At 72.2% G+C, this 21,560-nt stretch carries 22 protein-coding genes; 11 read left to right on the forward strand and 11 right to left on the reverse strand.

All coding sequences use genetic code 11. The features are described from left to right. Positions 1-6 precede the first annotated feature (6 nt). Together paaB and paaA are read right to left on the reverse strand one after the other, a co-directional pair. On the reverse strand, positions 7-300 hold the full coding sequence (paaB, locus tag ACIRG6_RS08680; RefSeq protein ID WP_077797331.1) for a 1,2-phenylacetyl-CoA epoxidase subunit PaaB: 294 nt from the start codon (positions 298-300) through the stop codon (positions 7-9). Next, positions 297-1,274 carry a 1,2-phenylacetyl-CoA epoxidase subunit PaaA gene (paaA, locus tag ACIRG6_RS08685; protein WP_403321661.1) on the reverse strand — a complete coding sequence of 326 codons (978 nt, stop codon included), beginning with the start codon at positions 1,272-1,274 and terminating at the stop codon, positions 297-299. The genes paaB and paaA overlap by 4 nt, the downstream gene beginning before the upstream one ends. Positions 1,275-1,519: 245 nt before the next feature. Between paaA and paaI the strand changes: the two genes are divergently transcribed. From paaI to ACIRG6_RS08700, 3 genes are all read left to right on the forward strand, one after another. Beyond that, a complete protein-coding gene (paaI, locus tag ACIRG6_RS08690) occupies positions 1,520-1,954 on the forward strand; it encodes a hydroxyphenylacetyl-CoA thioesterase PaaI (protein ID WP_239771122.1) in 435 nt (144 codons plus the stop codon). Beyond that, positions 1,951-3,312 (forward strand): phenylacetate--CoA ligase PaaK, encoded by a 1,362-nt coding sequence (gene paaK, locus ACIRG6_RS08695; RefSeq protein ID WP_364679295.1) that lies wholly within the window; start codon positions 1,951-1,953, stop codon positions 3,310-3,312. The genes paaI and paaK overlap by 4 nt, the downstream gene beginning before the upstream one ends. Positions 3,313-3,470: 158 nt before the next feature. Next, positions 3,471-4,769, forward strand: a complete 1,299-nt coding sequence (locus ACIRG6_RS08700) for a flavin-containing monooxygenase (RefSeq protein ID WP_403321664.1) — start codon at positions 3,471-3,473, stop codon at positions 4,767-4,769. Between the two features lie 87 nt (positions 4,770-4,856). On the opposite strand, the gene ACIRG6_RS08705 is transcribed toward ACIRG6_RS08700, so the two are convergent. From ACIRG6_RS08705 to ACIRG6_RS08730, 6 genes are all read right to left on the reverse strand, one after another. After that, positions 4,857-5,978 carry a tryptophan dimethylallyltransferase family protein gene (locus ACIRG6_RS08705; protein ID WP_364679301.1) on the reverse strand — a complete coding sequence of 374 codons (1,122 nt, stop codon included), beginning with the start codon at positions 5,976-5,978 and terminating at the stop codon, positions 4,857-4,859. Between the two features lie 205 nt (positions 5,979-6,183). After that, positions 6,184-7,533: a cytochrome P450 gene (locus ACIRG6_RS08710; RefSeq protein WP_364820509.1), complete on the reverse strand. Its 1,350-nt coding sequence runs from the start codon at positions 7,531-7,533 to the stop codon at positions 6,184-6,186. A 14-nt stretch (positions 7,534-7,547) separates the two neighbouring features. Beyond that, positions 7,548-8,141, reverse strand: coding sequence for a GTP-binding protein (locus ACIRG6_RS08715; RefSeq protein WP_189229368.1), 594 nt, complete (start codon positions 8,139-8,141; stop codon positions 7,548-7,550). Beyond that, entirely contained in the window at positions 8,116-8,493 is a 378-nt protein-coding gene (locus ACIRG6_RS08720; protein WP_239770828.1) for a DUF742 domain-containing protein, read from the reverse strand. The genes ACIRG6_RS08715 and ACIRG6_RS08720 overlap by 26 nt, the downstream gene beginning before the upstream one ends. Next, the gene (locus ACIRG6_RS08725; RefSeq protein ID WP_189229366.1) at positions 8,490-8,891 is read right to left on the reverse strand and encodes a roadblock/LC7 domain-containing protein; all 402 of its coding nucleotides are present in this window, start codon (positions 8,889-8,891) and stop codon (positions 8,490-8,492) included. Before ACIRG6_RS08725 ends, ACIRG6_RS08720 begins: the two co-directional genes overlap by 4 nt. After that, positions 8,888-10,060 carry a sensor histidine kinase gene (locus ACIRG6_RS08730; RefSeq protein WP_364679307.1) on the reverse strand — a complete coding sequence of 391 codons (1,173 nt, stop codon included), beginning with the start codon at positions 10,058-10,060 and terminating at the stop codon, positions 8,888-8,890. Before ACIRG6_RS08730 ends, ACIRG6_RS08725 begins: the two co-directional genes overlap by 4 nt. Before the next feature lie 327 nt (positions 10,061-10,387). Here ACIRG6_RS08730 and ACIRG6_RS08735 point away from each other — a divergent pair, with 327 nt between their 5' ends. Continuing rightward, complete coding sequence (locus ACIRG6_RS08735) at positions 10,388-11,140, forward strand: sulfite exporter TauE/SafE family protein (RefSeq protein ID WP_365022996.1); 753 nt, start codon at positions 10,388-10,390, stop codon at positions 11,138-11,140. Between the two features lie 16 nt (positions 11,141-11,156). Here ACIRG6_RS08735 and ACIRG6_RS08740 read toward each other — a convergent pair whose 3' ends face one another. Continuing rightward, positions 11,157-11,789: a response regulator transcription factor gene (locus ACIRG6_RS08740; protein ID WP_189229802.1), complete on the reverse strand. Its 633-nt coding sequence runs from the start codon at positions 11,787-11,789 to the stop codon at positions 11,157-11,159. Further along, the gene (locus ACIRG6_RS08745; RefSeq protein ID WP_403321669.1) at positions 11,789-13,078 is read right to left on the reverse strand and encodes a sensor histidine kinase; all 1,290 of its coding nucleotides are present in this window, start codon (positions 13,076-13,078) and stop codon (positions 11,789-11,791) included. Before ACIRG6_RS08745 ends, ACIRG6_RS08740 begins: the two co-directional genes overlap by 1 nt. Before the next feature lie 233 nt (positions 13,079-13,311). On the opposite strand from ACIRG6_RS08745, the gene ACIRG6_RS08750 reads away from it, so the two are divergent. The 7 genes from ACIRG6_RS08750 (at position 13,312) to ACIRG6_RS08780 (ending at position 20,632) form a co-directional block, all read left to right on the forward strand. Continuing rightward, entirely contained in the window at positions 13,312-14,028 is a 717-nt protein-coding gene (locus tag ACIRG6_RS08750; RefSeq protein ID WP_403321671.1) for a S1 family peptidase, read from the forward strand. Positions 14,029-14,181: 153 nt separating this feature from the next. Next, complete coding sequence (locus ACIRG6_RS08755; protein WP_403321673.1) at positions 14,182-15,036, forward strand: ABC transporter ATP-binding protein; 855 nt, start codon at positions 14,182-14,184, stop codon at positions 15,034-15,036. Between the two features lie 287 nt (positions 15,037-15,323). Further along, entirely contained in the window at positions 15,324-16,424 is a 1,101-nt protein-coding gene (locus ACIRG6_RS08760; protein WP_403321675.1) for an ABC transporter substrate-binding protein, read from the forward strand. Next, complete coding sequence (locus ACIRG6_RS08765) at positions 16,421-17,275, forward strand: ABC transporter permease (protein ID WP_403321678.1); 855 nt, start codon at positions 16,421-16,423, stop codon at positions 17,273-17,275. Before ACIRG6_RS08760 ends, ACIRG6_RS08765 begins: the two co-directional genes overlap by 4 nt. Continuing rightward, the gene (locus tag ACIRG6_RS08770; RefSeq protein WP_403321680.1) at positions 17,251-18,006 is read left to right on the forward strand and encodes an ABC transporter ATP-binding protein; all 756 of its coding nucleotides are present in this window, start codon (positions 17,251-17,253) and stop codon (positions 18,004-18,006) included. Before ACIRG6_RS08765 ends, ACIRG6_RS08770 begins: the two co-directional genes overlap by 25 nt. Further along, entirely contained in the window at positions 18,003-19,373 is a 1,371-nt protein-coding gene (locus tag ACIRG6_RS08775; protein ID WP_403321682.1) for an LLM class flavin-dependent oxidoreductase, read from the forward strand. Before ACIRG6_RS08770 ends, ACIRG6_RS08775 begins: the two co-directional genes overlap by 4 nt. Before the next feature lie 293 nt (positions 19,374-19,666). Then, positions 19,667-20,632 (forward strand): YihY/virulence factor BrkB family protein, encoded by a 966-nt coding sequence (locus ACIRG6_RS08780; RefSeq protein ID WP_318217029.1) that lies wholly within the window; start codon positions 19,667-19,669, stop codon positions 20,630-20,632. Between the two features lie 28 nt (positions 20,633-20,660). Here ACIRG6_RS08780 and ACIRG6_RS08785 read toward each other — a convergent pair whose 3' ends face one another. Continuing rightward, positions 20,661-21,536 carry an oxygenase MpaB family protein gene (locus ACIRG6_RS08785; RefSeq protein ID WP_364820519.1) on the reverse strand — a complete coding sequence of 292 codons (876 nt, stop codon included), beginning with the start codon at positions 21,534-21,536 and terminating at the stop codon, positions 20,661-20,663. Positions 21,537-21,560 lie beyond the last annotated feature (24 nt).

Raw genomic sequence — 21,560 nt, forward strand, 5'->3', positions numbered from 1 at the left:
CTGCTCCTAGATGTGGGGGACGTCGTCGGGGATGTCGTAGAAGGTGGGGTGGCGGTAGACCTTGTCGGCGCTGGGGGCGAAGAAGGGGTCCTTCTCGTCGCGCGTGGAGGCGGCGATGTGCTCGGAGCGGACCACCCAGATGCTCACGCCCTCGTTGCGCCGGGTGTACAGGTCCCGGGCATGGGTGAGGGCCATCGCGTCGTCGGCGGCGTGCAGCGAGCCGACGTGGACGTGGTTGAGGCCGCGCTTGCCGCGCACGAAGACCTCGTACAGCGGCCAGTCCTGCTTCGCGGAGGTCATGCCGCCGCTCCCTTCTCCGTACGGGTGGCCTGCTTGGCCGCGTGGGCGGTGGCCGCCTCGCGGACCCAGGCGCCCTCCTCGTGGGCGGTGCGCCGCCGCTCCATCCGCTGCGCGTTGCACGGGCCGTCGCCCTTGATGACGCGCATCAGCTCGTCCCAGTCGGGAGTGCCGAAGTCGTGGTGACCGGTCTCCTCGTTCCAGCGCAGCTCGGGGTCGGGCAGGGTGACGCCGAGCTTCTCGGCCTGGGGGACGGTCATGTCGACGAAGCGCCGGCGCAGTTCGTCGTTGCTGTGCCGCTTGATCTTCCAGGCCATCGACTGCGCCGAGTTGGGCGAGTTGTCGTCGGACGGGCCGAACATCATCAGGGACGGCCACCACCAGCGGTTCACCGCGTCCTGCACCATCTCGCGCTGGGCGTCGGTGCCGCGCATCATCGTCATCAGCAGTTCGTAGCCCTGCCGCTGGTGGAAGGACTCCTCCTTGCAGATGCGCACCATGGCGCGTGCGTACGGCCCGTAGGAGCTGCGGCACAGCGGCACCTGGTTGCAGATCGCGGCGCCGTCCACGAACCAGCCGATCACGCCGACGTCGGCGAAGCTGAGGGTCGGGTAGTTGAAGATCGACGAGTACTTCTGCCGGCCCTCGATCAGCCGCTCGGTGAGGTCCGCGCGGTCGGCGCCGAGGGTCTCGGCCGCCGAGTACAGGTAGAGCCCGTGACCGGCCTCGTCCTGGACCTTGGCGAAGAGGATCGCCTTGCGGCGCAGCGACGGCGCCCGGGTGATCCACTCGCCCTCCGGCTGCATGCCGATGATCTCCGAGTGCGCGTGCTGCGCGACCTGCCGGATCAAGGTCTTGCGGTAGCCGTCCGGCATCCAGTCGCGCGGCTCGATCCGCTGGTCGTGCGCGATCGTCGCGTCGAAGTGCTCCTGCAGCCCCTCGGGGGGCGGTGCCTCGGCGGCGTGTGTCGTGGTCATCGATACCAGCTTCCCCTACCGACCATTCGTTCGGTACCAGTCTGACGTGTTTCCCCGGGCCGGGCAAGACCTGCGGTCGGCGACCTCCCCGACCGAGGGATGCAGGAGGGGCGTCCGTGCTCTTGACAGGCCACGAAGTGGCTGGATTACTAGGCCGTGCCGCACGGTAACCGAATGTTCGGTCGGGAAACAAGGTGGTGGAAGTCGTGGCACAGGCCGTTGGGACGACGACGTCGGCAGAGGTGATGTTCGCCGCGGACGAGGCGTCCCGTCGCCTCGGCATCGAGCTGCTCGAGTGCGGCACCGGGACCGCCGTGGTCCGCATGACCGTGACCCCGGCCATGGTGAACGGCCACCGGATCGCCCACGGCGGCTATCTGTTCCTGCTCGCGGACACCGCCTTCGCCTGCGCCTGCAACAGCCACGGACCCGTGACCGTCGCCGCCGGCGCCGACATCGTCTTCGTCGCCCCGGCGCGCGAAGGCGACGTGCTCGTGGCGACCGCCGAGGAACGCACCCGGTACGGCCGCAGCGGCGTCTACGACGTGAGCGTGCGGCGCGGCGAGGAAGTGATCGCGGAGTTCCGCGGGCGCAGCCGCAGCGTCCGGGACTCGACGAAGGACACGACGGCGGATCCGGCTGCGGACGGAACGCCGGGCACGACGAAGGAGTCGCGATGAGCAGCCAACCGACGACCGGCGGACCCACGGCCACCGCGGCCCCTGCCTCCCGTCTCGGGGCACCCCTCCCCCAGGACCTGCGGGACGACGGCGAGCGTCTGACCGGCGAGCAGCTGCGCGCGCTCCAGCTCGACCGTCTGCGCGCGACCTTGCGGCACGCCTACGAGAACGTGGAGCTGTACCGGAAGAAGTTCGACGCGGCCGGGGTGAAGCCCGACGACTGCCGCAGCCTGGCGGACCTGTCCCGGTTCCCCTTCACCACCAAGGCCGACCTGCGGGACACCTACCCCTTCGGCATGTTCGCCGTCCCCATGTCCGAGGTGCGGCGCGTCCACGCCTCCAGCGGCACCACCGGCCGCCCGACCGTCGTCGGTTACACGGAAAACGACCTGTCCATGTGGGCGGACGTCATCGCCCGCTCGATCCGGGCCGCCGGCGGCCGCCCGGGACACAAGGTCCACATCTCGTACGGCTACGGCCTGTTCACCGGCGGTCTGGGCGCGCACTACGGCGCCGAACGCGCCGGATGCACCGTGATCCCCGCGTCCGGAGGCATGACGGCCCGGCAGGTGCAGATCATCCAGGACTTCCGGCCCGAGATCATCATGGTGACACCGTCGTACATGCTCACCCTGCTCGACGAGTTCGAGCGGCAGGGCATCGACCCGCGCACCAGCTCCCTCCAGGTGGGCATCTTCGGCGCCGAGCCGTGGACCGAGGAGATGCGCCGCGAGATCGAGGAGCGCATGGACATCCACGCCGTCGACATCTACGGCCTGTCCGAGGTGATCGGCCCGGGCGTGGCGCAGGAGTGCGTGGAGACCAAGGACGGGCTGCACGTGTGGGAGGACCACTTCTACCCCGAGGTGGTCGACCCGCTCACGGACGCGGTGCTGGGCGAGGGCGAGGAGGGAGAGGTCGTCTTCACCTCGCTCACCAAGGAGGCACTCCCCGTCATCCGGTACCGCACCCGTGATCTGTCCCGGCTGCTGCCCGGGACCGCCCGGCCCGCCTTCCGCCGGATGCAGAAAGTCACCGGCCGCTGCGACGACATGATCATCCTGCGCGGGGTGAACGTCTTCCCCACCCAGATCGAGGAGATCGTGCTGCGCACCCCCGGTGTGGCGCCGCACTTCCAGATCCAGCTCACCGAGCGCGGGCGCATGGACCACATGGTCGTCCGGGTCGAGGCCCGCCCGGACGCCGGTCCCGAGCAGCGCGAGGCCGCCGCGCGGGCGATCGGCCAGGGGGTGAAGGACGGTGTCGGCATCACCGTCGAGGTGGCCGTCGTCGACCCCGAGACGCTGGAGCGTTCGGTCGGCAAGCTGCGCCGGGTGAAGGATCTCCGCCGGTCGTGACCGTGCGTCCGGCGCGGGACGCCGGCCGTCGGCCCGCGCCGGGCGAAACGTGAGTACGGACACAGCGGTTCGCCCTGCGTACTGGTGTGCACGGAGACACGGATGGGCAATGAATGCATGATCGGGGGAGGTTTGTGTCCGTCCTGAGGGGAAAGCCCGTGCGAGTGTGTGTGATCGGTGCCGGTCTGTCGGGGCTGGCGGTGGCCCGTGCCCTCAACGACCGCGGTATCGAGTTCTTCTGCCTGGAGAAGGCTCCCGACGTCGGAGGGATCTGGCGTCAGCCGCAGGCGGGAGAGCGGGGCCCGGGTTATCTGTCACTGCACCTCAACACGGCCAAGCAGCTGACCTGTTACGCCGACTTCCCGATGCCGTCGTCGTACCCCCTCTATCCGCGGCACAGCGATGTCGCCGCCTATCTGCGGGCGTTCGCCGAGTGGGCCGGGGTGCTGGACCGTGTCGAGCTGCGCACCGAGGTGGTCTCGGTACGCCAGGACGCGGACGGCAGATGGACGGTCGTCAGCCGGGACGCGGACGGCGAGGTGACGTCGAGGCGGTTCGAGCATGTGATCGTCGCCTCGGGGCACCACAGCGAGCCCGCCCTGCCCGACCCCCTTCCGCCGGGCGCGGACTCCTTCGGCGGAACGATCCTGCACTCCCTCGACTACCGCGACGGCAGCGACTTCGCCGGCCAGCGCACCGTCGTGGTCGGCCTGGGAGCGTCGGCGGTGGACATCGCGGCGGACCTCTCCCGGCACGCCGCGCAGACCGTGCTGTCGGTGCGCCGGGGACTGCACATCGTGCCCAAGCAGCTCTTCGGGATGTCCGTCGACGAGATCGCCGACGCGCCCTGGTGGTCCGCCATGTCCTTCGCCGAGCAGCGCCGCTTCGTGGAGCAGGCCCTGCTCGTCGCGCGGGGCAGGCTCGCCGACTACGGTCTCCCCGAGCCTGACCATCCCGTCTTCTCCTCGGCCGTGACCCTCTCGGACGAGATCCTCAGCCGGATCCGGCACGGCGCGGTGACCCCGAAGCCGGCGATCGACTCCTTCGACGGCGGCCGGGTCGTCTTCACCGACGGCACCGCCGTGGAGGCGGACACGGTCGTCTACTGCACCGGCTTCCACATGACCTTCCCCTTCCTGCCCGCGGGCTGCCCGCTGGGGCCGGACGGCGCGGTGGAGCTGTACCGGCGGGTCGTCCCGGCCGGCCGGCCCGGTCTGTACTTCGTCGGCCTGGTACGGCCCGTGGGCGCGATCACCCGGCTCGTGGAGGCCCAGGCGCAGTGGGTGACGCGGATCATCGACGGCGAGGCCGCGCTGCCCGGGGCGGACGAGATGCGCGAGGAGATCGGCGCGTACCTCGACGGGATCGCCCAGCGCTACGGCAGGACCCGGGGCGCCTCGATCCAGGTCGACGTGGGCCCCTACCTGAGCGAGTTCCGCGAGACGCTCAACGTGTAGCCGCCGCGCGCGCCCACGCGCCCCGTCCACGCCCAGGGCCCCCGGTGACGTCCACCGAGGGGCCCTCGGCCCTGTTGAGCGCTTCGCTCAGCGCACCGCCACCGGGTCCCGCACCTCCCGGACGGCCGGCGGCCTGACCGCGTACGCCTCCGAGGAGAGGTACGCCGTCACCCGCGGCGCGCGGTCCTGCTGGTGGGCCAGCGCCAGGTAGGCGATCAGGCCCACGCCGTGCTCCGGCCGGCGCCCGGTCACGGCGGCCAGGGCCCGGCCGAGCACGGGGCTGCCCACGCCGTACCGGGACAGCACGCTCACGCCCCGCGCGAGGGCCTCCCCGTCGTGCCGGGCGTAGTCCCGGACGGGGATGTGGAGGGTGAAGCCGCTCGGCCGTGCCGTGCCGGTGTCGGTGAAGGAGTGGCACGTCAGGCCGGGCCGCCCGTCGAGCCGCGCCACCCGGGTGGCGGCGCCCGCGGCCGTGAGGAAGAAGTCCTCGATCGCGGCGGGGTGGGGGCTCGGGTCCATCCGGGACAGCCGTCCGGCCCGGCCCGCCGTCAGGTCGTCGTGCCGCAGGTAGACCTTCACCCGGGGCTCCTCCCAGTCCCCCAGGTCGAGCGCGACGAACGGATACCCGTCGGCGGCGGGGAGCGTGGCGAAGGCCCGCCGGTGCCCCAGCCGGTGCAGGGCCTCGCGCACCGTCTCCACGGTGCGTTCCGGCCCGGAGGCGGCCGGGTTCAGGTACACCTTGACCTTGGGCACACCGCCGGGCCGCAGTTCCAGCGCGCACCACAGGGCCAGGGGGCCCTGCGGGGAGCGCGGCAGGAACAGGTCCCGGACCGCGTCGAGCGGGCCGGTGGTGAAGTTCCAGCGTTTCGCCATCGCCCGCACCGTCTCGAGCCCGACCCGACCGTTGTGAGCCAGGCTGTCTGCGCCGCAGCCTGGTTCCAGGAGCACCCGCAGTGCGGGGGCCGCGCCCGGCTGGAAGGAGAGGGAGAACTCCACCGGGGTGTGGTCGTCGGACAGGAAGGTGCGGTTGGGGGGCGGCAACGCCAGCGACCGGTCGCTCTGCGCTCCCAGAGCGTCCGTCAGGACGCGCGCGTAGGTGTCGACGTCGGTCCCGGACAGGCCCGCGACCGCGCCGAGTCTTCGCAACTGACCGCTCGTGAAGGCGCCGAGAGTGCTCGGCGGCCCGCCACCCGTGAACTCCCCCGTCACCGGCCTGACCCTCGTCGCAGGCGCACAAAACGATACCCGCCCGTTCGGGCGGGTATCGGGGAGACCGGCGGCGGGGAAGCGGCGTTCGTGGATATGTGGTCCACGACACCTCCTTCTACTCGTGAGCAACGTTGAGCCGCGTGCTCACTACCCGTGCCGTTGAACGTTTATGCGAAAGCGGCAGGTTGTGGAGATGTTGCGGATATCACCGGGTGAGCCAGTTGAGGAACTGGCTCCACATGCCTCCTCGTTCGGGCGTGCGCGCCGGTACGGCCGTGACCTCCTGCGCTGCTGCCCCGGGACCGCTCCGGACGTCGGAGCGCCTGCCCGACTGCGCCGGGGTGAAGCGGGCCGGGAGGGTGGCGAGGGCACGGTTGAAGGGGCCCGGCCGCCAGGTCAGGCTGTCCTCGGGGACGGCGAGTTCGACGTCGGGCAGCTCGTTGAACAGGTTCTCGATGGCGGTGACGGTGATGTGCCGGGCCGGTTCCTTGGAGGGACAGGCGTGCGGGCCCGCGCTCCACGCCAGGTGGGCGCGGTTGCTGCCGGCCTGCCGGGCGGCCCGGAGAGCGGGTCCGGTGTTGGCCGCGGCGAAGCTGACCAGTACCAGGTCGCCCGACTGCAGTGGCTGCCCCGCGAGTTCGACGTCACCGGCCGGGTAGTGCGGTGCGTAGTTCGACATGGGAGGGTTCTCCCACAGCGTGTCGTCCAGGGCCTCGTCGATGAGACCGCCCTCACGCGCGTACCGGTCGTGGGTGAGCAGCCGGTGCAGGGTGTTCCCGATGAGGTTGCGCAGCGGTTCCGCGCCGGCCCCCAGCAGCAGCGCGAGCTGGTGGACCATCTCCTCGTCGGTGAGACCGGCCTGATGCTGCATCAGCCAGGAGGTGACGTCGTCACCCGGCTTGCCCCGCTTGAGCGCGACGAGTTCGCCGACGGCCTGGAACAGCACCTCGGTGGCCTTCTCCGCGTTGACCCCGTCGAACATGCCGGAGATGCCGAACAGCACCCGGTCGCCGATGTCGGCGGGGCAGCCGAAGAGTTCGTTGAACACGAACAGCGGCAGCTGCTTGGCGTAGTCGCCGAGCAGGTCGGCGGAACCGCGGGCGGCGAACTGGGAGATGAGGTAGCCGGAGATCTGCTCGGTGCTCCGGGTCAGCCGCCGGGTGTCCACGCGCGCCATGCTGTCGGTGACGGCCTGCCGAAGCCGCAGGTGGTCGGCCCCGTCGGAGAACATGCAGTTGTTCCGGTAGGCGAGCAGCGGGACCACCGGGCTGTCCGGGGCGACCTTGCCCTCGTTGAAGGCCCGCCAGCGGCGCGCGTCCTTGCGGAAGGTCCCGGAATCCTGCAGCAGTTGCAGGGCCGCGGCGTAGTCGGTGACCAGCGTCGCCTCCACGCCCGGCGCGAGTTCGACGGGTGCGGCGGGCCCGTAGTGGCGCAGGTAGTCGTAGTACGCCTGGGGGGCGGCGGCGAACTCCGGCCCGTACAGCGGCACCCGGCCGCCGGAGCCGTGGGCAGGGCACCCGGGCGGGGGCACCGGGACCGTGTCGTGAGCGTCCATGTTGCTCTCAGTTCCTAGCGGGTGTGGTCCAGCAAGTAGCGGACCAGAGTGGTCAGTGCGGCGGCCGAGGACCTCTCGTCGCGGGCGTCGCAGGTGACGACGGGGGTGTCGTCGAGCAGGTCCAGGGCCTCGCGCAGTGCCGCCTCGTCGCGCAGCGGGGCGCCGTCGAAGTGGTTGACGGCGATGGCGTACTCGAGTCCGTACTGCTCGATGAGGTCGATCACCGGGAAGGAGTCCGCCAGCCGTTCGGGGTCGACCAGCACCAGGGCGCCGAGCGCGCCGCGGGCCATGTCCTCCCACATCTGGACGAAGCGCTGCTGGCCGGGGGTGCCGAAGAGGTAGAGCACGACGCGGTCGCTGATGGTCAGACGGCCGAAGTCCATGGCGACCGTGGTGGTGGTCTTGCCCTGGACCCCCTTGAGGTCGTCGACCGACTCGGCGGCCTGCGTCATCGTCTCCTCGGTGGACAGGGGCTCGATCTCGGAGATGGACCCGATGAGGGTGGTCTTGCCGACGGCGAAGTGCCCGACGACGAGGATCTTGACCGCGGTCTGGGTCGCTCCGCCGCGGACGTAGGCCTGCTCATCCAAACTTGGCGCGGAGACCATTGAGCACCTCCTCCAGGATCTCCTTGTCCGCGAGGCGGGCGCGGGCCACCGGCGGGCGGGTCATGAGATAGCCGCCTTCCATGAGGGAGGCCAGCAGGATCCGCACCACGCCCAGCGGCAGGTGGCTGTGCCCGGCGATCTCGGCGACCGAGAGGTAGCCGGCGGAACACAGGTCCAGCAGGCTCTGCTCCTCGGGGGACAGCCGGGTCGGCCGCTGCGCGTGGTCGGCGGACGCGGTGACCAGGGTGATGAGGGAGAGCTGCTCGTCGTCGGGCAGGCCGCGGCCCTTGGTGATGACGTACGGCCGTACTAATTCCGCGGCTTCCGGCTGCCAGCCGTCGTGGCCGGTCATGAGTGGGCGCCGAGGTTCTCGCGCGGCGGTGTCGTCAGGCGCTTGCCGAGCTGGGCGACGAGCTGCTGCATGCGGAAGGTGATGTCCGCCATGTCGACCTCGGGCGAGGCGGAGACGCCGAGGTAGGCGCCCTCGCCGGCGGAGATCAGGAACACCCAGCCGCCGTCGAACTCGACCAGGGTCTGCCGCCACGCCTGGTGCGGGTCCTCACAGAAGAAGGCGAGCGTCCGGCTGAGCGACTGCACGCCGCTCATCGCGGCGGCGACCCGGTCCGCGTCGTCCTTGTCGAAGTCCTGCGTCCGGGCCATCAACAGACCGTCGGCGGATATCAGGACCGCGTGCAGGGCCCCGGGAATCTCCAGGGCGCTGTCGAGCATCCATGACAGATCGTCGTTCACGAGACTCCATGTCCTTCGCTGCTTGCACCAGGTGTTCTGCTCGTCCGGTCCGGGTCCTGCGACCGGCTGACGCGGCCGGACTGCGTGCCCCGCTGGAAGGCACCCATGATCTGTGCCTGTTCGGATTCGGAGCGGCCGGCGGGGCGCGGGGCCGGGGTGTTGCCGGGCACGATGGCCATCGGCCGCTTGCGGCGTCGCCGGGGAAGGCCGTCACTGGTCTGGGACGAGGTGAGCGAGGCTTCCGGCCCGCCGTCCAGGACCGGCCGGGCCGTGCCCGGGGCGGCCGGGGCCGGGGTCTTCTTCTCCGGCATGGCGGTGAGCAGTTCGTGCGGCAGCAGGACGACCGCGCGCACGCCGCCGTAGGGGGAGGAGGAGTCCACCGACACCTCGAAGCCGAAGCGCTCGCACAGCAGGCCGATGACCGCGAAGCCGAACTGCGGGGGGTTGCCCAGCCCCGCCACGCCCGAGGCGCGCTCGCTGGAGAGCAGCTTCTCGGCGCGGGTGCGTTCCTCGTCGCTCATGCCGACACCGGCGTCGTCGACGACGACGCAGATGCCCTTGGGCACGGTGCGGATGTTGATCTCGACGACGGTGTCCGGGCTGGAGTAGCTGGTTGCGTTGTCGAGGAGCTCGGCGAGGGCCAGGGCGACGGGCTCGACGGCCCGGCTGGTGATGCCGAAATCGACCTGGGAGAGGATCTCCACCCGCCGGAAGTGCCGGATCCGGCCCTGGGCGCTGCGGACGACGTCGTAGACGGAGGCGGTGTCGCGCCGGCCGCCCAGCCAGCCGTCGCACAGCACGGCGATGGACTGGGCGCGCCGGCCGAACTGCGAGTTGGTGTGGTCGATCTCCAGCAGGTCCTGCAGCAGGGCGGAGTCGCCGTACTTGGTCTGGAGCCGGGTGAGGACCAGCTGCTGTTCGGCGGCCAGGCCCTGAAGGGTGCGCATGGCGGACTTCAGGACGGTCTTCGTCTCGTCCTCGGCCTGTTCCTGAGCCGCCCGCACGGACTTCCCGTAATCGTTCTCCAGCTCCGTGTAGTGGTCTTTCAGGCCCCGCACTTCCTGCCGCAACGCTCGGGCAGCCCTGCGCTGACGGCTGATGAGCACGGCGGCGGCGACGAGGGCGACGAGGAGGACCCACACCAGTGGGTTCCCTGTGTATTCCGTCATAAGACTCTCTTCAGGCGACTGACGGCTTGCTGAATTCCCGTCCGTGCGGGCGGCCCGGCGGACCGCACGCGCCGGGTTGCTGCGCGGGCCGTCCCTGAAGTCGGGGATGCCGTCTTTCACCCATCCGCCCGCTCCGCAAACGCGGTGATCGTATCATCGTCGGATCTTGTGAATTTACGTCAAGAAGTGTGCGTGCAGGACCTGTTGGAGACCGACAACGATCATGTCGTACGCGGTGGGTACAGTCGGCCGCGTGACAGATGCACAGGACACCTTCCGGCGGAGCGTCCCGCCGGTCCCGGGCGGTACGGCGTGACGCCGGAGGTCATGGCGGCGGTGTTCGCCGCGGGCGTCGGGGCCGGGGCGGTCAACAGCGTCGTCGGCTCGGGGACGCTGATCACGTTCCCCGTCCTGCTGGCCGCGGGCCTGCCGCCCGTCACCGCGACGGTGTCCAACGCCCTCGGTCTCATCCCCGGTTCGGTCAGCGGGGCCATCGGCTACCGCGAGGAGCTGCGCGGCCAGCGCGGGCGCGTCCTGAGGCTGAGTGCCGGCGCCCTGCTCGGGGGTCTCGCGGGAGCCACGCTGCTGCTGTCCCTGCCCGCCGACGCGTTCGAGACGATCGTGCCCGTCCTGGTCGGACTCGCCCTCGTGCTGGTCGCGTTCCAGCCCCGGCTCTCCGCCCTGGTGCGCCGGCGCCGCGAACGGACGGGTGAGGTCGCCCGCCGCGACGGCGGCCCGCTGCTGTTCGCCGGTCTGACGCTGGCCAGCGTCTACGGCGGCTACTTCGCCGCCGCGCAGGGGATCATCTACCTGTCCCTGATGGGCATGCTCCTCGACGAGCCCCTGCAGCGCCTGAACGCCGTGAAGAACGTCCTGGCGGCCGTCGTCAACACCGTCGCCGCGCTCTTCTTCCTCTTCGCGGCGGAGTTCGACTGGACGGCCGTCGTGCTCATCGCGGCCGGTTCCGGGCTCGGCGGTTTCCTCGGGGCCAAGGTGGGCCGCCGCTTCAGCCCCGCGGTCCTGCGGGCCGCCGTCGTGACCATCGGCACCGTCGCGCTCGTCCAGCTGCTGCTGCGCTGACCGGCGCCGCCCTGCCTCACGCCCGCAGATACGCGAGGACCGCCAGCACCCTGCGGTGGGTCTCGTCGGCCGGGGGCAGGTCCAGCTTGGTGAGGATGTTGCCGATGTGCTTGCCCACGGCCGCCTCGGACACCACCAGTTCGCGGGCGACAGCGCCGTTGGACTTGCCCTGTGCGATCAGCGCCAGCACCTCCCGCTCGCGCGGGGTGAGCCGCTCCAGCGGATCCCGGCGGCGGCGCAGCAACTGCCGTACGACCTCGGGGTCGACGACCGTGCCGCCGGAGGCGACCTCGGACAGGGCCTCGACGAACTCCTCGACCTGGCCGACCCGGTCCTTCAGCAGATAGCCGACGCCCGTCCCGTCGCCGGAGTCCAGCAGTTCGGCGGCGTAGGCGCGCTGCACGTACTGGCTGAGGACCAGCACCGGCAGCGTGGGCCGCTTCTCCCGCAGCCGCACCGCGGCGTGCAGGCCCTCGTCCTGGAAGCCGGGGGGCATGCGGACGTCCGTGACGACGGCGTCGGGGGCGTGCTCCTCGACCGCGGCGACGAGTGCCTCGGCGTCACCGACCGCCGCGACGACCTGGTGCCCGCAGCGGTCGAGCAGGGCGATGAGCCCGTCCCGCAGCAGCACACTGTCCTCGGCCAGCACTACGCGCAGCGCTCGGTCCACTCGCACGGCATCTCCACACGCAACAGGGTCGGTCCGCCCGGCGGGCTGGACAGGGAGAGTCTGCCATCGAGCACCGACACCCGGTCGGCGAGCCCGGTCAGCCCACTGCCCTCCCCCGCCCGGGCACCGCCCCGCCCGTCGTCCCCTATGTCGAGGAGCAGCCGCCCGCCGCGGTGCCGGCCGCGCACCTCCGCCCGGCTCGCCCCACTGTGCCGGGCGACGTTGGCGAGGGCCTCGCACACCACGAAGTAGGCCGCCGCCTCCACGGCCTGCGGCAGCCGTCCGGGCAGCTCCAGGTCCACGTCGACCGGGACGGCGGAGCGGTCGGCGGCGTCGGCGACGGCGGCTTCGAGACCGTAGTCGGCGAGGACCTTGGGGTGGATGCCGTGGATGAGTTCGCGCAGCTCCTCCAGGGCCCGTCCCGCCTCCCCGTGGGCCTTGGCGAGCTGATCCGCGAGCGGGCCGGGCGGGACGTCCAGGCGGGCGAGGCCGAGGGTCATCGTCAGCGCGACCAGACGTTGCTGCGCCCCGTCGTGCAGGTCGCGTTCGATGCGGCGGCGCTCCGCCTCGAAGGCGTCCACCAACCGCACGCGGGAACGGGTCAGTTCGACCACCTTGGCGTCCGGGCCGCCGCCGCGCGGGGCGATCAGCAGCCGGGTCAGCTCGGCCCGGGCGCCCGCCGCCGCGGCCAGGACGTAGGCGCCCAGGGCCAGCAGGAGCAGCCCGAGCAGAGCGAAGCCGCAGGCGGCCGGCCAGGTGGTGACCGTCCACTGCTTGAGCACCTTCGCCTCCTCGCCGTCGCCGATCGTGGCCATGACCAGCGGGGTCGACGCCATGGACAGGGGGAAGAGCAGGGCGACGGTGAGCACGAGGGCGTCCAGGGGCCACAGCAGTACCGCGAACAGCAGGGCGTGGCCGAGCTCCTGCCAGGTCGCCTGCTCCCGCAGCCGCGTCGTCAGCCACGCCCACGGTCCCCTGCCCGCGCCCGTGCTGTGCGGGTCCGGCGCGGGTCCGGCGTCGACCAGGCGCAGCCGACGGCGCTCGACGCGGGCCACGGGGAGGCCGGCGAGGGCGGTCAGGAGCAGCAGCGGCAGGCCCACCAGCACGAGGGAGAGGACGGTGCCGAGCACCGCCGTGGTCACGATGCCCACGAGAGCGGCGACGCCCGCCGGCACACCGGTGAGCAGGTACCCGGCCGCGCGCCACGGCCACGGGGACAGCAGGAAGCCGGGCCGGGACATGGCCTGCCACACGTTGCGAGGATGCATGCGGCTCACGGTAGGAGGTCCGCCCGGGCGGCGGCCATCGGTCCAGGGGGTGGAGCGGGGGTAGTGCCTGCCCCACCCCGGTCCCGCCCCACCACGCTTCCCGCCCCAAGTCCCTCGCCATAAGGGCGCGTTATGGAAAGCCGGTAGTGGTGCTGCCGGAGTCCCGGCCGACATGCTGGGCCGTCCCCACACATCTCACGCGCCGCGGCGCGTGTCGTCGGAATCGAGGAGCCTTGCGCATCACCAGACTCGTCCCCGCCGTGCTGACTGTCCTGCTGTCCGTCCTCGCCCTCGCGCCGAGCGCCTCCGCCGCGGAGCAGCGGCCCGGCGCCGGCGGGCCCCAGCCGATCATCGGCGGCGGCTACGCGCAGAACGCCCCCTGGGCGGCCCGGCTGTTCTCCAACGGCGCCGAGACCTGCACCTCGACCATCATCTCCCCCAACTGGATCCTGACCGCCAAGCACTGCGTCGGCGGCGGTGGACTGGCCTTCCGCATCGGCAGCCTCGACCAGCGGTCCGGCGGCACGGTGGCGAACGGTGTGCAGACCACCACCCACCCCTCGGCCGACCTGGCGCTGGTCCGGCTGGACCGTTCCGTCTCCGCCTCCTACGCGCGGCTCGGACAGCCGGGCACCGTGCGGGTGGGCCAGACCGTGCAGGTCTACGGCTGGGGCGCCACCTCCCGGTGCGGCTCGGAGATCAACTGCCAGTCCCCGTACCTGAAGGTCGCCGACGTCAGCGTGACCAACGGCTGTTACGACGCCCACTACGGTTCGGCGATCTGCGCGCGCCCCGTCGACGGCATCACCGCGGGCGGCGACTCCGGCGGCCCGATGATGGCGGGCGGCGTCCAGGTCGGCGTCGCCTCGACCAGCGACCGGCAGACCACGACGGCGTACACGAACGTGACCGCCTACCGCTCGTGGATCCAGTCCGTGGCGGGCGTCTGACCTCTCCCCCGCCCGTTCCCGTTCCGCGCCCGCCCTCGTCGCACCCGGGGCGGGCGCGGCCGCGTCCACGAACCGGACTCCCCGGCAGGAGCATGGTGGATGCATCTACCGTGCACGGGTGAACGACGGCGTCGCGAGTGGAGGAGCTCCTGTATGGCCGGGCAGACAGCGCGATCCCAGGTGAACGGTCCCGAGGCGGCCGTGCTCCTCCTCGAGGACGTGAGCGTACGCCGCCACACGACGGACCAGCTGATCCTCGACGGGATCGACTGGACGGTCCGGCCGGGAGAGCACTGGGCGCTGCTGGGGGCCAACGGGGCCGGGAAGACCACCCTGCTGCGGCTGCTCGGCGCCCTGATGCACCCGACGACCGGAAGCGTGGAGGTGCTGGGCAGCCGGCTCGGCCGGGTGGACGTGCGGGAGCTGAGGGCCCGCATCGGCCACGTCACCTCGGCCCAGCGGGTGCCGCAGGACCTCAGCGCCCACACGGTCGTGCTCACCGGGCACAGCGGCACGGTGCAGCCGTTGTGGCGGACGTACGACGACGAGGTCCGGCTCCGCGCCCGCGACCTGCTGACGGAGCTGGGCATCAAGGAGCTGGCGGACCGGCCGTACGGCGTCTGCTCCGGCGGGCAGCGGGCGCGCGTCCTGATCGCCCGGGCGCTGATGGCCGATCCGGCGCTGCTGCTCCTGGACGAGCCGTTCAACGCGCTGGACCTGCCCTCCCGCGAGGACCTCGTGGAGGCCATGCACCAGCTGGCCGAGGGGCGCCCGCACCTGGCCACCGTGACGGTCACCCATCATCTGGAGGAGCTGTTCCCGGCGGTCAGCCACGCCCTGCTGCTGCGGGAGGGCCGGATCCTGTCCCGGGGGCCGGTGTGTGACGTGCTGACCGATTCCCTGCTGACCACCTGCTTCGGCCGCGACATCACGGTCACCCGGCGCGACGGCCGCTGGTCGGCTTATTCGGGCCCGCGGACCCACGCCGAGAACCGGACGCGTCGCTAGTCGCGGAAGCACGACGTGTTTCCGCAGCATGGCGCACCGGCGAACGGGTCGTTGCAGTGACGGGGGATCGGGCCGAGGGGCCTTGACCCCGTTTCCGAGGCGTCGATAACGTCCGGCGCATGCGGACATCCCGGCAGCTCCAGAAGAGGCGGGCCATCGATCTGATGCGCGTCGCCACCGCGGTGTGTAGCTGAGCTCCACCGCCCCACTGCCCGCCGTCCGTATGCGTTCTCACCGCATCGGCGTCCCGCCCTCCTCCCCCAGGGCGCTTTCTCTCTGTGAAGGCCATGATGACCCCTCGCACACCCCTGCCCGGATTCCGGCGGCCGAGCGCCCTCGCCGCGCTGACGCTGACCGTCTCCCTCGCCCTCGCCTCCTGCGTGAACCCGCCGCAGACCACCGCAAGCAGCAAGGACGTCTCCGGCGAGGCGATCCCGGCCGCGGTGTCCCGTGACACCACGCTCACGGTCGGCGCACCGGACCTCAAGGTGGCACTCGAACTGTCGGGACAGATCGACAAGCTGCCCTTCAAGGTGAAGTGGGCCAACACCAGCGGCGGCCCCCAGTGCTCCGAGGCGTTCCGTGCCGACGCCCTGGACATCTGCTCGGCGGCGGACATCCCGTCGATCAACGCCCACTGGACGGGCCTCGACACCAAGCTGGTGGCGGCGAAGTTCCGCGAGGACCCGGTCAAGAACCCGATCTACGAACTCGGCATCGCACCCGGCGCCGGTATCCGCACGCTCGCGGACCTGCGCGGAAAGAAGATCGCCTACAGTCCGGGACAGGCCCAGGGCGCGCTGGTCCTGCGCATCCTGCAGAAGGCGGGCCTCGGCCGGCAGGACGTCGAACTCGTCGAACTCGCCAGCACCGGCGACGTCTATCCCACGGCCCTCGGCAACCGGCAGGTGGACGCCGCCCCCATCGCGGACGTCAACATCAAGCGCTACCTGTCCCGTTACGGCAAGGAGGGCGCCACGACCGTCAAGCACGGACTCCGGGACGACCCGACGCATCTGTGGGCCCTCACCGAGTCCGTCGCCGACCCGCAGAAGTCGGCTGCGGTCAGGGAACTCGTCACGTTCTGGGCGCGGGCCCAGATCTGGGTCGACACCCATCCCGAGGAGTGGGTCGCGGGCTACTACGTCAAGGACCAGGGCCTGAGCCGTGAGGACGGCGCGTACCTGGTGCGGCGGGCCGGCCACCCGGACATCCCCGCGGACTGGACCGACGCCATCCGCCGTCAGCAGCAGACCATCGACCTGCTGGCCAAGGAGCAGGACCGCGAGCCCTTCAAGGCGGACCTCCTCTTCGACCGCCGCTACGAGCGGGTGGCCGCCGACGCGGTCGCCGGCGTGGCCCGCACCGACGAAGGGACACCGTCATGAGCACCACGGCCCTCGACAAGAAGGCACCGCAGGCGGCGACCGCCCCCGCGGCCACCGTCCCGCGCCGGCCGCGCCGCAGGCGCCTGGGTCCCGGCCGGCCGGTGCCCTACGGGTGGGTGATCGGCCCGGCGCTGCTGCTCGCACTCTGGGCGGCGGGCACCGGCCTCGGCCTCATCGACGTCCGCAGCCTGCCCGCGCCGTGGACCATCGCGGGCACCGCCGGCGACCTGATCGACAGCGGCAAGCTCCCCTCCCACCTGGCCACCTCCGCCCAGCGGGCCCTCCTCGGGCTTCTCTTCGGCGTGGTGAGCGGGTTGCTGCTCGCCCTCGTGGCCGGGCTCAGCAGGTTCGGCGAGGCCGTGATCGACGGGCCGGTGCAGATCAAGCGGGCCATCCCCTCGCTGGCGTTGATACCGCTGCTGATCCTCTGGTTCGGCATCGGCGAGACGATGAAGGTCGTCACGATCGCGCTCGGCGTGTTCGTGCCGGTGTACATCCACACGCACAACGGGCTGCGCACCATCGACAGCCGCTACGCCGAACTCGCCGAGACCGTGCGGCTGGGCCGGCTCGCCTTCGTGCGCCACGTCGTCCTGCCCGGCGCCCTGCCCGGGTTCCTGCTCGGCATGCGCTTCGCGGTGACCGCCGCGTGGCTCGCCCTGGTCGTCGTGGAACAGGTCAACGCCACCAGCGGCATCGGCTACATGATGGAGCTCGCGCGGACGTACGGACAGACCGACGTGATCATCGTCGGGCTCGTCGTGTACGGCCTGCTCGGCCTCCTCTCCGATGCCTTCGTACGACTCGTGGAGAGGAGGGCCCTGTCATGGCGACGCACCCTGGCGGGCTGAACCGGACCGAGGGCCGCACGGCGGTCCGCATCGAGAACCTGGTGCGTTCCTTCGGCGAACGCCGCGTGCTGGACGGGCTCGACCTGTCCATCGCGCCGGGCGAGTTCGTGGCGCTGCTCGGCCGCAGCGGCTCCGGCAAGAGCACCCTGCTGAAGGCACTGGCCGGGCTGGACCACGAGGTGGCGGGCAGCGGCGGCCTCACCCGGCCGGACCATGTCTCCGTCGTCTTCCAGGACGCCCGGCTGCTGCCCTGGAAGCGGCTGCTCGACAATGTCGTCCTCGGCCTGGACGGGCCCTTCGCCGAGGCGCGGGGCAGGGACGCCCTCGCCGAGGTGGGGCTCGCGGGGCGCGAACGCGCGTGGCCGGTGGAGCTGTCCGGCGGCGAGCAGCAGCGGGTCTCGCTGGCGCGCTCCCTCGTACGCGAGCCGCAACTGCTGCTGGCGGACGAGCCGTTCGGCGCCCTGGACGCGCTGACCCGGATCAGGATGCACACCCTGCTGCGGCGCCTGTGCGAGCGGCACCGGCCGGCCGTACTCCTCGTCACCCACGACGTCGACGAGGCCATCGCGCTCGCGGACCGGGTCGTGGTGCTGGACCGCGGCCGGATCGCGGCCGACCTGTCCGTGGATCTCCCGGCGCCGCGCCGCCACGGCAGTACCGAGTACGCGGCCCTGCGCGGCCGGCTGCTCACCCGGCTGGGAGTGGACGTCGAGGAGGAGAGCGCGGCATGAGCGCCCGGAAACTGCATCTGAACCTGTTCGTCTACCCGGGCGGCCACCACGAGGCCGCCTGGCGTCACCACGGCACCGACCCCGGGCGGCTGCTGGACATCCGCTTCTACCAGGAGCTCGCCCGCCGGGCCGAACGGGCCGCGTTCGACGCCGTCTTCTTCGCGGACGGCCCCTCCCTGGCCGACAACGTGCGCTACGCCAGCCGCTTCCGGCTGGAGCCGTTCACCTGGCTGTCGGCCGTCGCCGCGGCCACCGAGCGCATCGGGCTGATCGCCACCGCCTCGACCACCTACTTCGAGCCCTACAACCTGGCCCGTCTCTTCTCGTCGCTGGACCACCTCAGCGGGGGCCGGGCCGGCTGGAACATCGTCACCACCGGCGCCCCGCAGGCGGCCGGGAACTTCGGCCTCGACGAGCACCCGGTCCACGCCGAACGGTACGACCGCGCACGGGAGTTCGTGGACGTGGTGACGAAGCTGTGGGACAGCTGGGAGGACGAGGCCCTGGTCGCCGACCAGAGGACCGGTCTGTTCGCCGACACCGACCGCATCCACGAGATCAACCACACGGGCCGCCATCTGAAGGTCCGCGGACCGCTGAACCTCCCCCGCTCCCCGCAGGGCCGCCCGGTCCAGGTCCAGGCCGGCTCCTCCGCGGACGGCCGCTCCTTCGCCGCCGCGTACGCCGAGGCGGTGTTCACGGCCCATCAGACGCTGTGCAGCGGACAGGAGTTCTATGCCGATCTCAAGGCGCGGGCGGCGGCGCTCGGCCGTGACCCGGCCCAGGTGATCGTCCTGCCCGGCATCAGCCCCTTCATCGGCTCGACCGAGGCGGAGGCCCGCGCCCTGCACGAGGAGTTCAACGAACTGACGCAGCCCGCGTACTCGCTCCAGTTGTTGCAGCGGCTGCTGGGCCTCGAGCTGAGCGAGGACCAACTGGACGGTCCCGTGCCCCGCCGGCTCATCGAGACCCGGGGCGAACGCGGCAACGGCAGCCGGTTCCGACTCGTCCTGGACATCGTCGACCGCGAGCAGCCGACGGTCCGTCAGCTCCTGCACCGTCTCGCGGGTGCCCGCGGGCACCGCGTGGTCGCCGGGACGCCGGAGCAGGTCGCCGACGAGATCCAGGAGTGGTTCGAGAACGGAGCGGCCGACGGCTTCAACATCATGCCGCCCTGGCAGCCCGGCGGCTTCGACCTCTTCGCCGACCAGGTGGTGCCGGTCCTGCGGGCGCGCGGGCTGTTCCGCACCGCGTACGAGGGCACGACGCTGCGGGAGCACTACGGTCTGCCGCGCCCCGCCGCCGTCGGCCCCGTCGGCGGCCGTGACCTGCGGGCGGACCGGACCGCGGTGGTCACACCGGGTTGACCGGGGTAACCCGTGGGCGTGCACTTGTGCCGCTGACCGCCGGGCCCCGTTTCCGCGTGACGGGGCCTGGGCAACCAGTTGCGGGGGAGCCGACGGGCGGTCCCGGACGTTCCGCACGCCGATACGTCCGGGGCCGCCCTCGCACGCTCCCGCCATCCCTGCGGGACCGGTCGGCGAGGGGCCCTCCCCCGTGCGGGGCGAGGTCGGTCGTCCACTCCGCGCAGCTCCGTGCGTTCACGGGGCATCCGGACGGTGGAAGACCCCGCCCGTCCCGACCCGAGGAGCAGCCGACCGTGGGAACCGCCGTGCACGTGCCGCAGACGCGGGACATGATCGGGGACGAACTCTCCGGCGACGAGGCCCTGACCGCGCTGAGACGGTACGGCGGCCTGCGGCTGCTGACCGACTCCTTCGCCCGGTTCCGCTACGCGGACGGCTTCACCAACGCCCGGGCCCTCGCCTTCCAGGTGGTCCTCGGCCTGGTGCCGTTCACCGTCGTGCTGGTGGGCCTCGCGACGTCGGTGCACACGGAGGGTGTGGGCCGGGTCGTCGAGCTCACGCTCGGCCGGATCGTCCCGGGTGCCAGTGCGGATGTCGTGGAGAAGGCGTTCGAGGGCACCCGGCGCAGCGCCGACAGCGACGCCTGGAGCACGCTCGCGCTGTGGCTGGGCCTGGGGTTCGCGCTGCTGAACCTGGCGTCGGCCATGGGCCAGATCGAGCGGGGCGCCAACCGCATCTACGGCATCGAGCGGGACCGGCCCTTCCCCCGCAAGTACGGCAGGGCGCTGGTCCTGGCGCTCACCGCCGGGCTGCCGATGGTGCTGGGGTTCCTGGTGCTCGTCGCCGGTGAGGCCGTCGGGGACGCGGTGGCGGAGTCGGTCGGCGGCGCGGGTGGCGGCGCCGGCTGGTGGGGCGCCCTCGAGGTGCCCGCGGGACTGCTGCTGGCCTGGGTCGCCTCCGCGGTGATCCTGCGCTGGTCGCCGCGGCGCGACCAGCCGGGCTACACCTGGCTGGCCTTCGGCTCCGCGGTCCATCTGGTGCTGTGGGTCTCCGCGACGTGGCTGCTCGCGCTGTACGTCGGGCGCAGCGGCGCGTTCGGTGCCGTCTACGGTCCGCTGACCGCGTTCATCGCGCTGCTGCTGTGGGCCAACCTGACCGCGGTGGCGCTCTTCCTCGGCATCGCGTTCGCCGCCCAGCTGGAAGCGGCCCGGGCGGGCCTGCGGAAGCCGGTGCGGCCGGATCCGGGGCCGGGAGACTGACGCTCCCTCCCGTCGGCGCGGCCGGGCGCTACGCCGCGTCGCGGGGCGGGGTCATCGCCCAGCGGATCCCGGCGGTGACGGCCGTGCCCAGCGGCCGTACGCAGACCGCCTCGGCCGGCGGCACCCGTGGCAGCCACAGGGCGCGCGAGGCCCACCGCGGCAGCAGCGAGACCGCGTTGGCGGCGATGACGCCGTACGGGAGCCGGGCGAGGAGCGGGACGGGCGGGTTCAGCAGCAGGAACCGGGCGGTGCTGCGTGCCTCGCCGGTGGCGCGCAGCTCGCCGCGGTAGGCGGCCAGCCGCTCGGCGAGACCGGCGCGGTCGACGGGCGGGTCGGGCACGCCGAGCGCCGTGGCGACGCGTGCCATGTCGGCCACGTAGGCGTCGCAGCCCTCGTCGTCCAGGGGCCGGGCGCCGTAGCGCTGGTGTGCGCGCAGGAAGCTGTCGACCTCCGCGACGTGCACCCAGCACAGCAGGTGCGGATCGGCCGCGCGGTACTCCTCCCCGGCGGCGGTGGTGCCGCGCACCCTGTCGTGGACGGCCCGCACCCGGTCGCAGGCCTCCTGGGCGCTGTCGGCCGTTCCGAAGGTGGTGACGGCCAGGAAGGTGCTGGTCCGCTGCAGTCGGCCCCAGGGGTCTCCGCGGAACCCGGAGTGCGCCGACACGGCCGCCATGGCGAGGGGGTGGAGCGACTGGAGCAGCAGGGCGGACAGGCCCCCGATGAACATCGAGGCGTCACCGTGCACCCGCCTGACGGGCCGGTCGGGACCGAACCAGCGGGGGCCGGGCGTGCCGTGGATGCGGGCGCGGTTGTCCCGGCCCTCGGGCCCCGCCACTCTGGAGAAGATCATGTCGCCGAGCCGTGCGCGCGGGTCGGCGAGGCGGTTCCCCGGGGGACGTCTCATGGCTGCCGAGCCCTCCTCTGCCTG

The sequence above is a fragment of the Streptomyces flaveolus genome (assembly GCF_044765825.1).
GTDB classification, from domain to species: domain Bacteria; phylum Actinomycetota; class Actinomycetes; order Streptomycetales; family Streptomycetaceae; genus Streptomyces; species Streptomyces flaveolus.

Bases quoted from the DNA above. Each gene is read 5' to 3' on its own strand.
- ACIRG6_RS08760 (WP_403321675.1), top strand. From the start codon at position 15,324: ATGATGACCCCTCGCACACCCCTGCCCGGATTCCGGCGGCCGAGCGCC.
- ACIRG6_RS08755 (WP_403321673.1), top strand. From the start codon at position 14,182: ATGGCCGGGCAGACAGCGCGATCCCAGGTGAACGGTCCCGAGGCGGCC.
- ACIRG6_RS08770 (WP_403321680.1), top strand. From the start codon at position 17,251: ATGGCGACGCACCCTGGCGGGCTGAACCGGACCGAGGGCCGCACGGCG.
- ACIRG6_RS08720 (WP_239770828.1), bottom strand. From the start codon at position 8,493: ATGACCGGCCACGACGGCTGGCAGCCGGAAGCCGCGGAATTAGTACGG.
- ACIRG6_RS08775 (WP_403321682.1), top strand. From the start codon at position 18,003: ATGAGCGCCCGGAAACTGCATCTGAACCTGTTCGTCTACCCGGGCGGC.
- ACIRG6_RS08715 (WP_189229368.1), bottom strand. From the start codon at position 8,141: ATGGTCTCCGCGCCAAGTTTGGATGAGCAGGCCTACGTCCGCGGCGGA.
- paaK (WP_364679295.1), top strand. From the start codon at position 1,951: ATGAGCAGCCAACCGACGACCGGCGGACCCACGGCCACCGCGGCCCCT.
- paaB (WP_077797331.1), bottom strand. From the start codon at position 300: ATGACCTCCGCGAAGCAGGACTGGCCGCTGTACGAGGTCTTCGTGCGC.
- ACIRG6_RS08730 (WP_364679307.1), bottom strand. From the start codon at position 10,060: ATGACGGAATACACAGGGAACCCACTGGTGTGGGTCCTCCTCGTCGCC.
- ACIRG6_RS08765 (WP_403321678.1), top strand. From the start codon at position 16,421: ATGAGCACCACGGCCCTCGACAAGAAGGCACCGCAGGCGGCGACCGCC.
- ACIRG6_RS08735 (WP_365022996.1), top strand. From the start codon at position 10,388: ATGGCGGCGGTGTTCGCCGCGGGCGTCGGGGCCGGGGCGGTCAACAGC.
- ACIRG6_RS08745 (WP_403321669.1), bottom strand. From the start codon at position 13,078: ATGCATCCTCGCAACGTGTGGCAGGCCATGTCCCGGCCCGGCTTCCTG.
- paaA (WP_403321661.1), bottom strand. From the start codon at position 1,274: ATGACCACGACACACGCCGCCGAGGCACCGCCCCCCGAGGGGCTGCAG.
- ACIRG6_RS08710 (WP_364820509.1), bottom strand. From the start codon at position 7,533: ATGGACGCTCACGACACGGTCCCGGTGCCCCCGCCCGGGTGCCCTGCC.
- ACIRG6_RS08785 (WP_364820519.1), bottom strand. From the start codon at position 21,536: ATGAGACGTCCCCCGGGGAACCGCCTCGCCGACCCGCGCGCACGGCTC.
- paaI (WP_239771122.1), top strand. From the start codon at position 1,520: ATGTTCGCCGCGGACGAGGCGTCCCGTCGCCTCGGCATCGAGCTGCTC.